12 protein-coding genes and 1 riboswitch are annotated in these 11,837 nt (G+C 70.9%); of the genes, 3 read left to right on the top strand and 9 right to left on the bottom strand.

The window, feature by feature from the left end; translation table 11 throughout:
• Positions 1 to 180: 180 nt before the first annotated feature.
• Positions 181 to 1,167 (top strand): SAM-dependent methyltransferase, encoded by a 987-nt coding sequence (locus IEZ08_RS18680; RefSeq protein ID WP_189242577.1) that lies wholly within the window; start codon positions 181 to 183, stop codon positions 1,165 to 1,167.
• Here IEZ08_RS18680 and IEZ08_RS18675 read toward each other — a convergent pair.
• Together IEZ08_RS18675 and IEZ08_RS18670 are read right to left on the bottom strand one after the other, a co-directional pair.
• On the bottom strand, positions 1,164 to 2,366 hold the full coding sequence (locus IEZ08_RS18675; protein WP_189242576.1) for a cytochrome P450: 1,203 nt from the start codon (positions 2,364 to 2,366) through the stop codon (positions 1,164 to 1,166). The genes IEZ08_RS18680 and IEZ08_RS18675 overlap by 4 nt on opposite strands.
• 48 nt (positions 2,367 to 2,414) lie before the next feature.
• A complete protein-coding gene (locus IEZ08_RS18670; protein WP_189242575.1) occupies positions 2,415 to 3,179 on the bottom strand; it encodes a TerC family protein in 765 nt (254 codons plus the stop codon).
• A gap of 290 nt (positions 3,180 to 3,469) precedes the next feature.
• Positions 3,470 to 3,585, top strand: a riboswitch (SAM riboswitch).
• Positions 3,586 to 3,636: 51 nt separating this feature from the next.
• Here IEZ08_RS18670 and IEZ08_RS18665 point away from each other — a divergent pair.
• Together IEZ08_RS18665 and IEZ08_RS18660 are read left to right on the top strand one after the other, a co-directional pair.
• Positions 3,637 to 4,971, top strand: coding sequence for an aminotransferase class V-fold PLP-dependent enzyme (locus IEZ08_RS18665; protein ID WP_373294365.1), 1,335 nt, complete (start codon positions 3,637 to 3,639; stop codon positions 4,969 to 4,971).
• Positions 4,972 to 5,063: 92 nt separating this feature from the next.
• Positions 5,064 to 6,224: an NADH-quinone oxidoreductase subunit D gene (locus IEZ08_RS18660; protein WP_068928097.1), complete on the top strand. Its 1,161-nt coding sequence runs from the start codon at positions 5,064 to 5,066 to the stop codon at positions 6,222 to 6,224.
• An 83-nt stretch (positions 6,225 to 6,307) separates the two neighbouring features.
• Here the strand turns inward: IEZ08_RS18660 and IEZ08_RS18655 are convergent, their stop codons facing one another.
• From IEZ08_RS18655 to ftsH, 7 genes are all read right to left on the bottom strand, one after another.
• Positions 6,308 to 6,778, bottom strand: coding sequence for a DUF3180 domain-containing protein (locus tag IEZ08_RS18655; protein ID WP_068928098.1), 471 nt, complete (start codon positions 6,776 to 6,778; stop codon positions 6,308 to 6,310).
• Positions 6,775 to 7,296, bottom strand: coding sequence for a 2-amino-4-hydroxy-6-hydroxymethyldihydropteridine diphosphokinase (gene folK / locus IEZ08_RS18650; protein WP_084780820.1), 522 nt, complete (start codon positions 7,294 to 7,296; stop codon positions 6,775 to 6,777). Before folK ends, IEZ08_RS18655 begins: the two co-directional genes overlap by 4 nt.
• A complete protein-coding gene (gene folB / locus IEZ08_RS18645) occupies positions 7,293 to 7,664 on the bottom strand; it encodes a dihydroneopterin aldolase (RefSeq protein WP_084780821.1) in 372 nt (123 codons plus the stop codon). Before folB ends, folK begins: the two co-directional genes overlap by 4 nt.
• Positions 7,661 to 8,098, bottom strand: a complete 438-nt coding sequence (locus tag IEZ08_RS18640; RefSeq protein ID WP_068928100.1) for a nuclear transport factor 2 family protein — start codon at positions 8,096 to 8,098, stop codon at positions 7,661 to 7,663. The genes folB and IEZ08_RS18640 overlap by 4 nt, the downstream gene beginning before the upstream one ends.
• Entirely contained in the window at positions 8,095 to 8,901 is an 807-nt protein-coding gene (gene folP / locus IEZ08_RS18635) for a dihydropteroate synthase (RefSeq protein ID WP_068928101.1), read from the bottom strand. Before folP ends, IEZ08_RS18640 begins: the two co-directional genes overlap by 4 nt.
• Before the next feature lie 222 nt (positions 8,902 to 9,123).
• Positions 9,124 to 9,735: a GTP cyclohydrolase I FolE gene (gene folE / locus IEZ08_RS18630; RefSeq protein ID WP_068928102.1), complete on the bottom strand. Its 612-nt coding sequence runs from the start codon at positions 9,733 to 9,735 to the stop codon at positions 9,124 to 9,126.
• A 1-nt stretch (position 9,736) separates the two neighbouring features.
• Complete coding sequence (gene ftsH / locus IEZ08_RS18625; protein WP_068928103.1) at positions 9,737 to 11,728, bottom strand: ATP-dependent zinc metalloprotease FtsH; 1,992 nt, start codon at positions 11,726 to 11,728, stop codon at positions 9,737 to 9,739.
• Positions 11,729 to 11,837 lie beyond the last annotated feature (109 nt).

The following is an 11,837-nucleotide window of genomic DNA, read 5'->3' as shown; positions in this document are numbered from 1 at the left end:
GGGAATCCGACCGGCCGAGACGACGCGGACCGCGCCCGCTGGGGGAGCGGGCCGGGACGACTGTCGCCGCCGGTAAGGCAACGATAACGCAAAGCGATGACAACACGCCGTCATCGATCCGCCGCGCGTGTCATGGGGATCCCATCGTCCGTCCTGCTCGGGCGGGTAACGTCTGCTGTCATGTGGCTCACCTGGCGGGCGGCGATGGAGCGGGCACTCTACGGCGAGAGAGGCTTCTATCTCCACGAACGCCCTTCCGGGCATTTCCGCACCTCGGTCGGGGCCTCCCCGGTCTTCGCCGAGGCCCTCTCGCGCGAGCTCGTCGCGGTGGACCACGCGCTCGGCCGGCCGCCGGCCGTCGACCTGGTGGACATCGGCGCGGGCGAGGGCATGCTCGCGACCGGGATCATGGCCGCCGTACCGCCTGAGCTCCGGGCCAGGCTACGGGTGACGGCGGTCGATCTGGCCCCCCGGCCCGCCCGGCTCCCGGAGGAGGTCGTGTGGGCGGAGACCCCGCCGGAGGAGATCCACGGCCTGGTGGTCGCCAACGAGTGGCTGGACAACGTTCCCGTGGACATCGCCGAGCAGACCCCGCAGGGACCCCGGCTCGTGCAGGTCGATCCGGCGACCGGCGAGGAGCGGCTGGGAGGGAGCCCGGACGAGGCCGATCTCGCCTGGCTGGCCCGCTGGTGGCCGATGCGGGCGGCGGGCGGGCGGGCGGAGATCGGCAGGCCGCGCGACGAGGCCTGGGCATCGGTGATCGTACGGCTCGCGCGCGGACGGGCCATCGCGATCGACTACGCCCACCTGTCGGGGGAGCGCCCCCCGTACGGCACGCTGGCCGGTTACCGTGACGGCGCGGCCGTCGCACCGGTCCCGGACGGTTCGTGCGACATCACCGCGCATGTCGCCCTGGACGCGTGCGCGGCAGCCGGAGAGCGGGCCGGGGCCGTCGCGACGACTCTGACCACGCAGCGCGCGGCCCTGCGGGCCCTGGGCGTCACCGGCGAGCGCCCGCCCGCCGAGCTCGCGCGGACCGACCCGTCCGGCTACCTGCGAGCGCTCGCGCGAGCCTCGGAGGAGGCGGAGCTGATCGCCCCCGACGGCCTGGGCGGCTTCGGCTGGCTCGCCCAGAGCCGCCTCCAGGAGATGCCGACCTCCCTCTAGGAGATGCCGACCTCCAGGGACCGCAGGCCGCGGATGATGTAGCCGGGGCCCCACTCCGGTTCGGCGGCGAGCTCCATCTTCGGGGCCCGGCGCAGCAGCGCCCCGAACGACTCGGCGAGCTCGATCCTGGCCAGCGGCGCTCCCAGGCAGAAGTGGATGCCGGCGCCGAAGGAGATGTGCGGGTTGTCGGCCCGCCCCACGTCGAGGCGGTCGGGGTCGTCGAACACCTCGGGGTCGCGGTTGGCCGAACCGAACAGCAGCGCCACCTCGCTGCCGCGCGGGATGTCCACTCCGCCGACCGAGATGTCCTCCAGCACCCAGCGCTCGAACATCTGCAGCGGGGTGTCCCACCGCATCAGCTCCTCGATCGCGGTCGGCAGCAGGCCGTGGTCGGCGCGGAGCCGCTCCAGCTCGGCGGGGTTGCGGAACAGCGACCACCAGCCGTTGCCGGTGACGTTGACGGTGGCCTCGTGCCCGGCGTTGAGCAGCAGCACGCAGGTGCCGACCAGTTCCTCCTCCGTCAGGGTGTCCCCCTCATCGGTGACCTGCGCGAGGGCGCTGATGAGGTCGTCGCCGGGGTCCGCCCGGCGGGCGCGGGCCAGCCCGATGAGGTAGTCCGAGAACTCGGACGCGGCCCGCACGGCGGTGTGCTGGGCCTCGACCGAGGGGTTGAGCTCGTACATCCCGCAGATGTCCGCCGACCACGGCCGCAGCAGGTGCCGGTCGGCCTCGGGCACGCCGAGCATCTCGGCGATCACGGTCACCGGGAGCGGCTCGGCCACCTCGGCGATCAGGTCTCCCCCGCCGCGTTCGACGAAGCGGTCCACGAGGCCCCCGGCGATCTGGGCGATCTTGGGCCGGAGCGCCTCGACCATGCGGGGGGTGAACGCCTTGGACACCAGCCGCCGCAGTCGTGTGTGGACCGGTGGCTCGACGTCGAGCATCCCGGCCCTGATCACCCGCCAGAACGGCTCCTGGAACTCCGGGTCGTCCGGCCTGCCGAACTCGGCGTGGGTGGCCAGGTGCAGGTAGGAGCGGCCGAGTCTGCGGTCGCGCAGCAGCGCGTTGACGTCGGCGTGCCGGGCGATCAGCCACTGGCCGGTCGGCTCGAAGAAGCTGACCGGCCGCTCGCGCCTGAGCCCGGCGTAGACCCCGTAGGGATGGGCGACGAATTCCGGATTCCAGGGATCAAAGTGCACAAAGCCATCGTAATTCCGGCTCGGCAGAAAAGAACCCGGGTGGACGCGTCAGGACGTGGTGCGCTCGCCCCCGTCGTACCGGTGGTGCAGCTCGACCGGCTCCGCGCGGCCGGCCTTGGTCCGCGCGCGGATGTTGAGCAGCTCCACCACCAGGGAGAAGGCCATCGCGAAGTAGATGTAGCCCTTGGGGATGTGCTGGTCGAAGCCCTCGGCCAGGAGCACGACGCCGATCAGGACCAGGAAGGACAGGGCGAGCATCTTGATGCTCGGGTGCTTCTCCACGAAACGGCTGATCGGCCCGGAGGCGACGAGCATCACGACGACCGAGACGATGACGGCCGCGATCATGACGCCGATCTCGTCCACCATGCCGACCGCGGTGATCACCGAGTCGAGCGAGAACACGATGTCCAGGATCATGATCTGGATGATCACCGCGGTGAAGGAGGCGGCGACCTTGCCGCTGGCGTGACCGGACTTGCCCTCCAGGCTGTCGTGCATCTCGAAGACGCTCTTGCCCAGCAGGAACAGGCCGCCCAGGATGAGGATCAGGTCGCGGCCCGAGATCTCCTGCCCGAGGACCTCGAAGAGCGGGTTGGTGAGCTGCACCACCCAGGAGAGCGCGAGCAGCAGCGCCAGGCGGCTGATCAGCGCCGCCGCCAGGCCCAGCCTGCGTGCCTTGTCCCGCTGCTCGGGCGGGAGCTTGCCCGCCAGGATCGAGATGAAGATGACGTTGTCGATGCCCAGGACGATCTCCAGGCCGACCAGGGTGAAAAACCCTATCCAGATCTGCGGGTCGGTCACCCAGTCCATCGTTCTCTCCTCCGGGAAGCCGTGTGAAGCCACTGTGAAGCCACTGTGAAGCCAGCTGCGAGGTCGCCGCGGGACCGCTGTGAGGCCGCTGGGGAGCGGCTGCGAATCCACAACGAGACCGCGACGAGGCCGCATCGTGCGTCCGCCGAACCACACCACGCAGGCCACGCATCCGCAGCATCACGTCACAAGACGATCGGGAGACGCCACGAGTTCCTGCCCGACGTGATCGGGTTATCCCATCGCGGACTTGCAAAAGCATGCCGGGTGATGGTTATAGTTCGGCCGTAGGTCATGAGTGCCAGCGACAAGCCCCGGCTAGCTGGCCGGCAACCCTCGCGCTCGCGGCGGGGTGCCCCGGGTGAGGACCTGGTCCGGCACGAGGTGTGCCGGGCAAGCGCGGGCTCCACGCACCAACGCCACGGCTTGGGGTCCGATGACCCCGAAGGAGTCTGGCGTGTCCGCACTCAGCATCTTCACCGCCTCCGCCGCCGGTCCCGACGGCGCCCTCCGGTCCGCCTGCGCCGTCCCCGCCACCAGGCCGTCAGGCGGACGGGAGATCCCCGCGGTGCTCGGCGCCGACCTGGAGGTCCCGGTCAAGGGCGGCAGGCTCGTCCCCTACGCCAACCTCGACTACGCCGCCAGCGCGCCCTGTCTGGAGCCGGTGAGCGCCGCCGTCGCCGCCGCGCTCCCGGCCTACTCCAGCGTCCACCGCGGCGCCGGGTACGCCTCGCAGCTGACCACCGCCCGCTACGAGCGTGCCCGGCACACGGTCCGCGCCTTCGTCGGCGCCCGCCCCGGTGATGCGGTGATCTTCACCCGCAACACCACCGACGCCACCAACCTCCTGGCCCGTGCCGTTCCCGAGGGAACCACCGTGGTGGTCTTCGACACCGAGCACCACGCCTCGCTGCTGCCCTGGGCCGACGCCGTACGGCTCGCGCCGCCGGCCTTCCCCGGCGAGGCGGTCCGCGCGGTCGACGACGCCCTGACCGGGATCGACGGGCCCGCGCTGCTCGTCGTGACCGCCGCCTCCAACGTCACCGGCGAGCTCTGGCCGATCGCCGCCCTCGCGCACATCGCCCACCGCCACGGCGCCCGCATCCTCGTCGACGCCGCCCAGCTCGTCCCGCACCGCCGCCTCAACCTGACCGCGCTCGACCTGGACTACGTGGTCTTCTCCGGCCACAAGCTGTACGCCCCCTTCGGCTCGGGAGCGCTCGTCGGCCGCGCCGACTGGCTGGCGGAGGCGGAGCCGTACCTGCGGGGCGGCGGCGCGGTGAAGGCCGTCGGTGACGCGGACGGCGAGGCCGCCGGGATCGAGTGGTACGACGACCCCGAGGCCCGCCACGAGGCGGGGACCCCGAACGTCCTGGGCGCCGTCGCCCTGGCCGCCGCCTGCGACGCACTGACCGCCACCGGCTGGACCGCGCTGGTCCGCGAGGAGGAGCGGCTCCTCGCCCGCCTGCGCGCCGGGCTGGACGGTATCGAGGGCGTGCACCAGCTCTCCCTGTGGGACCACGACCACCCCCGGGTGGGCATCGTCTCCTTCGTGGTGGAGGGCTTCACCGCCCGTGAGATCGCCGAGAGGCTGTCCGGTGAGTACGGCATCGGCGTCCGCGACGGCAAGTTCTGCGCCCACCCCTTCGTCCGGTACCTGCTGGGTTCCAAGGACGGCGGCTGCGACGACGTCACGGCCTCCGCCGTCCGCGCCTCCATCGGCATCGGCACCACCGACGAGCACGTCGACCGCCTGATCACCGCCCTGAAGGACCTGACCTCCCGCGGCTGACGGCCGTCCACGCCGTACGGCGGCGCCGGGAGCGGGTGAGCGGGGCGAGCCGGTGTATGGGCGGGGCGGCGGGGGCGTGGCAGCATGGCCCTATGACGGAACGGGTCGTGGGAGTCGGTGCGGGCGCGGACGCGGTGGGCGGCAAGGAGCTCGCGACCGAGGACATGATCCTCAACATCGGGCCGCAACATCCGTCCACGCACGGGGTGCTCCGCCTGCGGCTCACGCTGGACGGTGAGCGGATCAGCTCGGCCGAGCCGATCGTCGGCTACATGCACCGCGGGGCCGAGAAGTTGTTCGAGGTCAGGGACTACCGCCAGATCATCGTGCTGGCCAACCGGCACGACTGGTTGTCGGCCTTCGCCAACGAGCTCGGCGTGGTCATCGCCGTGGAGCGCATGCTCGGCATGGAGGTGCCGGTCCGGGCCGTCTGGACGAGGACCCTGCTGGCCGAGCTCAACCGGGTGCTCAGCCACCTGATGTTCCTCGGGTCCTACCCGCTGGAGCTGGGCGCGATGACCCCGATCTTCTACGCCTTCCGGGAGCGCGAGACGCTCCAGGCCGTCATGGAGGAGATCTCCGGCGGCCGCATGCACTACATGTTCAACCGGGTCGGCGGCTTGAAGGAGGAGCTCCCCGAGGGCTGGCTGGACCGGGTCTCCCAGGCGGTCACCGACGTGCGGCGGCGCCTGCCCGACATCGAGGCCCTGCTCGTCGAGAACGAGATCTTCCTGGCCCGCACGCGCGGCGTGGGCGTGCTCTCCCGTGAGCAGGTCATGCAGTACGGCGTGAGCGGCCCCATCGCCCGCGCCTCCGGGGTGGACCTCGACCTGCGGCGCGACGACCCCTACCTGGCCTACGGCGAGCTGCCGGTGAAGGTCGTCACCCGGACGGCCGGAGACTGCCTCGCCCGGTTCGAGGTGCTGCTGGAGCAGGTGAAGGTCTCGCTGGACCTGGCGGACGCCTGCCTGGAGCGGCTCCGCGCGCTGCCGCCGGGCCCGGTCAACCAGCGCCTGCCCAAGGTGCTGAAGGTCCCGGAGGGCCACACCTACGCCTGGACGGAGAACCCGCTCGGCATCAACGGCTACTACCTCGTCTCGCGCGGCGAGAAGACCCCGTGGCGGATGAAGCTCCGCTCCGCCTCCTACAACAACGTCCAGGTGCTGCGCGAGATGCTCCCCGGTCACCTGGTCGCCGACATGGTCGCCATCCTGGGCTCGATGTTCTTCGTGGTCGGCGACATCGACAAGTGACGGCGGGCGGCCGGTGCCCGGTGGGCCGGCGGGGCGTCGGCGGGGCACCTGTGGCGCGTCGGCGGGGCGTCGGCGGTGCCGTCTCAGCCCGCCGGGCGGGTCCTGTTGAGGTCGTCGTCGGGATCCTTCGGCACCTTGCAGCAGTGCTCCAGGTACAGGGCCGCGCAGACCAGCACCACGCAGGCGACGAACGAGCCGCCGGTGATGAAGAAGTCCTGGCGGGGCGTCTCCTTGTCGAGCTGGCCGGCCGTGTAGAGCGCGAATCCGGCGAACACGCCCGCGAAGACGGCTCCGCCGTGCGCCGAGGCCTTGGCCAGGGCGACCAGGCGTGCCACGGCCAGCGGCTCCACCGGCCGGGTGCCCGGCTTGCGGTGGATCCGCGCCCTGGCCATCCAGCCGGTGTGGGCCTCCCCGATCGCCAGCAGCAGGACGGTCGGGATCGCCGTCCACGGCACGATGGGCAGGGAACCGTACAGCTGCTTCAGGAGCACCCAGGTGAGGGCCGCCACGACGATCACGATCCCGGCGAGCACTCCGGGGCGGCTCGGCCTCACGCGGGCTCCTGCAGGGTCAGGTCGGCGCGGAGCCGTACGGAGTTCTTGTCCAGCCCGGCCAGCAGTTCGGCCACCGGCCGCCCGCCGAGGGTCGCGCCGGGGTCGGCCTGAGCCCACGGGACCAGCACGAACGCGCGCTCGTGCGCGCGCGGGTGCGGGAGGGTGAGCCGCGGGTCGTCGGAGACGACCTCGCCCGGCGCGCCGGCCGCCGGGCCGCTCATCGTGATCACATCGACGTCCAGGGTGCGCGGGCCCCAGCGCTCCGCCCGGACGCGGCCGAAAGCGTTCTCCACACCCTGTGCACGATCGAGGATCGTCCGGGGTTCCAGTGAGCTCTCGGCGACCACGACCGCGTTGAGGTACGGGCCCTGCTCGGGGCCGCCGACCGGATCGGTCTCGTAGACCGGCGACACCGCGACGAAGTCCAGGCCCGGGGCGTCGAACAGCGAGTCGATCGCACCCTGCAGCGTCTCGAAGCGGTCGCCCAGGTTGCTGCCCAGCGCCAGTACGACCTTCATGACCGGCTCCGGATGATCGTCACGACCACGTCGCCGAACGGCAGCGGGATCGGGGCGGCCGGTTTGTGCACGCTCACCTCGGCCGACTCGACGGGCTCCCGGGCGAGGCAGACGTCGGCCAGCCGCTGGGCCAGGGTCTCGATCAGGTCGACCGGCTCCCCCTCCACGACCTTCACCAGATCTTCGGCGAGTTCGCCGTAGTGCACGGTCTTGGTCAGGTCGTCCCCCGCCGCGGCAGGCGCCGTATCCAGAAAAAGCGTGACATCGATGATGAACTCCTGGCCGAGCTCACGCTCGGCCGCCAGTACGCCGTGCCGCCCCCGGGCACGCAGCCCCCGCAGAGCGATCCGGTCCAGCGTCCTCGTCACGGCGTCTCCTCTTCCTCCTCGTCGTCACCCTGCAGCACCGGCGAGCCGTGGTGGAGCCAGAGCCGCCAGCCCTCCGGAGTCCGGACGAAGGTGTTGCTCGCCACCACCTTGCCCGCGGCGAAGCTGGCGTCACCCTCGTCCCCCGCGGTGAGGATGTTCTCCTCACACGTCAGGAGGGCGACATCGCCGAGGACCGTGACGCGCACGTCGGTCAGCACGAACTGGATGTAGGGGGTGTTGGCCATGATCAGCGCCCAGGAGCGCAGCACCTCGGCCCGGCCGCTCACGATCGGCCAGCCCGGGTGCACGCAGCTCACCCGGCCACCCCCGGACTCCTCGGCCCAGATCTCCGTCATCCGATCCAGGTCGGCGTTCTCGATGGCGGTGTAGAACGCCTGGTTGACCGTCTCGACGGCCGCGGTGTCGACGCTCATGCTCTCGCCCTCGCTCCTCGGACTGCGGCGGCCACGCGGACGGCGTCCGCGTTCGGGGCCACGTTGTGGACACGCACGCACCACGCCCCGGCGTGCGCGGCGATGGCGGTCACGGCCAGCGTGGCGTCGTCACTGCCGTCGAAGGGACGCGGGGAGCCGTCGGGACCGGCCAGCAGACGGCCGAGGAAACGCTTGCGCGAGGCCCCGATGAGCAGCGGGTATCCCAGCTCGGCCAGCTGGCCGATGCCCGCGAGCAGGGCCCAGTTGTGCTCGGGGTTCTTGGAGAAGCCCAGTCCCGGGTCCAGCACGATCTGGCTCTCCGCGACCCCCTCGGCCAGCACCGACGCCACCCGCTTGGACAGTTCCTCGCGCACCTCCGCCACGACGTCGCCGTAGACCGCCCGGCTGTCCATCGTGTGGCTGTGCCCGCGCCAGTGCATCACCACGTACGGCACACCCGAGGCGGCCACCACCCTCGGCATGTCGGGGTCGGCCAGGCCGCCGCTGACGTCGTTGACCAGCTTCGCCCCGGCCTCCACCGCGACCCGGGCGACCTCGGCCCGCATGGTGTCCACGCTGACCGTGACACCCTGGCGGCTCAGCTCCCGGATGACCGGCTCGACCCTGGCCAGCTCCTCCTCCAGCGACACGCGCGCCGCGCCCGGCCGGGTGGACTCCCCGCCCACGTCCACGATGTCGGCGCCCTGCTCGACCAGCTCCAGGCCGTGCCGTACGGCCGCCGCCGGATCGAACCAGAGCCCGCCGTCGGAGAAGGAGTCGGGCGTCACGTTGACCACCCCCATCACCAGGCACCGTGACGGTGCCAATGGCGACGCTGACGCGTCGGCGCCCGGGGGCTGGTGACGCGGCGTGTCACGAGGGGCGGAGGTCGTCATATATCAAGCCTAGGCGCTCGTAAAGGGCGAACCGGCGGGCGGGTGGCGCCCGCCGGTAACGGATCGGATCCACCGGCGGCCCGGCGCGGGAAACCGCTCGGGGCGGTCCTCAGCGCGGAGACGCGGTCTTCAGCGCAGGATGAGGGCCATCGCCTCGGCTCGGGTCTTGTCGCTGTCGCGGAACATTCCGCGGACCGCCGAGGTGGTGGTCTTGGCGCCGGGCTTGCGGACACCGCGCATGGTCATGCACAGGTGTTCGCACTCGATCACCACGATCACCCCGCGCGGCTCCAGCACCCGCATGAGCGCGTCCGCGATCTGCGAGGTCATCCGCTCCTGAACCTGGGGGCGCCGGGCGTAGACGTCGACCAGGCGGGCGAGCTTGGACAGCCCGGTCACCTGGCCCCTGTCGTTCGGGATGTAACCGACGTGGGCGAGCCCGTGGAAGGGGACCAGGTGGTGCTCGCAGGTCGAGTAGACCTCGATGTCCCGGACCAGGATCATCTCGTCGTGGTCGACGTCGAAGACCTTGGTCAGCACGTCCTCCGGGACCTGTCCCAGCCCGGCGAACTGCTCGGCGTAGGCGCGGGCGACGCGGGCCGGGGTGTCCTGGAGGCCGTCGCGATCGGGGTCCTCCCCGATCGCGATCAAGATCTCCCGGACGGCCTTCTCGATGCGGGCGTGGTCCACCTGGAGCGGCTCACTCCCGATCTCGTCGTCCTGGAGGGGTTCCCGGTCCACGTCAGTTTCCGTCCACGGCGGTGGAGTCGGAGTGGCTGCCCGCCGGGAGCGCGCCGTTGCCGGCCTGCTCCTTCGGGGTGAGGATCGGCGGGCGGTTGGAGGGCAGCCGCTTGCCGTAACCGGAGTAGGACGGGCGGTGCTCCTTGACCACGACCGGGGCGAAGATCTGCAGGACCTGCTCGCGGGAGAGGGTCTCCTTCTCCATCAGCTCCAGCACCAGGTTGTCGAGCACGTCGCGGTACTCGACGAGGATCTCCCAGGCCTGGTCGTGCGCGGTCTCGATGAGGCGGCGCACCTCCTCGTCGATCGTGGAGGCGATCTTCTCGGAGTAGTCGCGCTCGTGGCCCATCTCCCGGCCGAGGAAGACCTCCGCCTGACCGCTGCCGAACTTGCGGGCGCCGAGCTGCTCGCTCATGCCGTACTCGGTGACCATGCGGCGCGCGATGGAGGTGGCCTTCTCGATGTCGTTGGAGGCACCGGTGGTGGGCTCGTGGAAGACGAGCTCCTCGGCGGTGCGTCCGCCCAGCAGCATCGCCAGCTGGTCCATCATCTCCGAGCGGGTGGCCAGGAACTTGTCCTCCATCGGCAGCGTCATCGTGTAACCGAGGGCGCGTCCGCGGGACAGGATCGTGATCTTGTGGACCGGGTCGGACTTGGGCAGCGCGTGCGCGACCAGGGCGTGACCGCCCTCGTGGTACGCGATGATCTTCTTCTCCTGGTCCGACATGACCCGGGTCTTGCGCTCGGGACCGGCCATGACGCGGTCGATGGACTCCTCCAGGAGTTCCATCGTGATCAGCTTCTGGTCGGCGCGCGCGGTGAGCAGCGCGGCCTCGTTGATCACGTTGGCCAGGTCGGCGCCGGTGAAACCGGGCGTCCGGCGGGCGATGATGTCCAGGTCGACGCCCTCGGCGAACGGCTTGCCCCGGCCGTGGACCTTCAGGATGCCCTTGCGGCCCTCCAGGTCGGGACGGTCGACGGTGACCTGCCGGTCGAAGCGGCCCGGGCGCAGCAGCGCCGGGTCGAGGATGTCGGGACGGTTGGTCGCGGCGATGAGGATCACGCCGCCCTTGACGTCGAAGCCGTCCATCTCGACGAGGAGCTGGTTCAGCGTCTGCTCGCGCTCGTCGTGGCCACCGCCGAGACCGGCGCCGCGGTGGCGGCCCACCGCGTCGATCTCGTCGATGAAGATGATCGCCGGGGCGTTCGCCTTGGCCTGCTCGAACAGGTCGCGGACGCGCGAGGCGCCGACACCGACGAACATCTCGACGAAGTCGGAGCCGGAGATCGAGTAGAACGGCACGCCGGCCTCACCGGCGACGGCCCGGGCGAGCAGGGTCTTACCGGTGCCGGGCGGGCCGTACAGCAGCACGCCCTTGGGGATCTTCGCACCGATCGCCTGGAACTTGGCCGGGGCCTGGAGGAACTCCTTGATCTCCTGGAGCTCCTCGATGGCCTCGTCGGCGCCCGCGACGTCGGCGAAGGTGGTCTTGGGGGTGTCCTTGCTGATGAGCTTGGCCTTCGACTTGCCGAAGTTCATCACCCGGGAGCCGCCGCCCTGCATCTGGTTCATGATGAACAGGAAGAGCAGCACGATGAAGACGATGGGCAGGAAGCTCACCAGCAGGCCGAGGAGGAAGTTGTCCTGCGGGACGTCGGCGGTGAAGCCCTCCTTGACGCTCCCGGCCTTCTTCTGGTCGTCCAGCTCCTTCATGATCTGGGTGCCCTGACCCTCGACCCAGAAGGCCTGGATGCGATCCGTCGACTTGCCCGCGACGGCCACCGGCTTGACGAGCGTCAGCTCCGCCCGCTGCTCCTTGTCGATGACCTTGGCGCTCTTGACGTTCCCCGAGCGGATCTGCTCGAACAGCACCGAGGTGTCGGCCTTCGTGAAGTTGCCGTCACTGCCCCACATCGTGGTGACGAGCAGGAGCAGCACGACGATACCCAGGATCCACAGCAGTGGCCCACGTGTAAATCGCTTGAGATCCATCCGATGCGGAACCCCGGCGGGCCCGTCCCTTCCTGACCAAGGCCTGGAAGCCCCGGGCGGACCCGAGGCCGCGGCATCCCTAACCGCTCCAACTGACTACCCAGAGATG

Source organism: Planobispora rosea (genome assembly GCF_014648175.1).
Classification (GTDB): domain Bacteria; phylum Actinomycetota; class Actinomycetes; order Streptosporangiales; family Streptosporangiaceae; genus Planobispora; species Planobispora rosea.
This window is presented reverse-complemented; position numbering and strand designations above follow the sequence as displayed.

What these genes read in the sequence shown, in the direction of transcription:
- IEZ08_RS18680 (WP_189242577.1), top strand. Translation starts at nt 181, where the DNA reads ATGTGGCTCACCTGGCGGGCGGCGATGGAGCGGGCACTCTACGGCGAG.
- IEZ08_RS18670 (WP_189242575.1), bottom strand. Translation starts at nt 3,179, where the DNA reads ATGGACTGGGTGACCGACCCGCAGATCTGGATAGGGTTTTTCACCCTG.
- IEZ08_RS18660 (WP_068928097.1), top strand. Translation starts at nt 5,064, where the DNA reads ATGACGGAACGGGTCGTGGGAGTCGGTGCGGGCGCGGACGCGGTGGGC.
- folK (WP_084780820.1), bottom strand. Translation starts at nt 7,296, where the DNA reads ATGAAGGTCGTACTGGCGCTGGGCAGCAACCTGGGCGACCGCTTCGAG.
- IEZ08_RS18640 (WP_068928100.1), bottom strand. Translation starts at nt 8,098, where the DNA reads ATGAGCGTCGACACCGCGGCCGTCGAGACGGTCAACCAGGCGTTCTAC.
- folP (WP_068928101.1), bottom strand. Translation starts at nt 8,901, where the DNA reads ATGGGGGTGGTCAACGTGACGCCCGACTCCTTCTCCGACGGCGGGCTC.
- ftsH (WP_068928103.1), bottom strand. Translation starts at nt 11,728, where the DNA reads ATGGATCTCAAGCGATTTACACGTGGGCCACTGCTGTGGATCCTGGGT.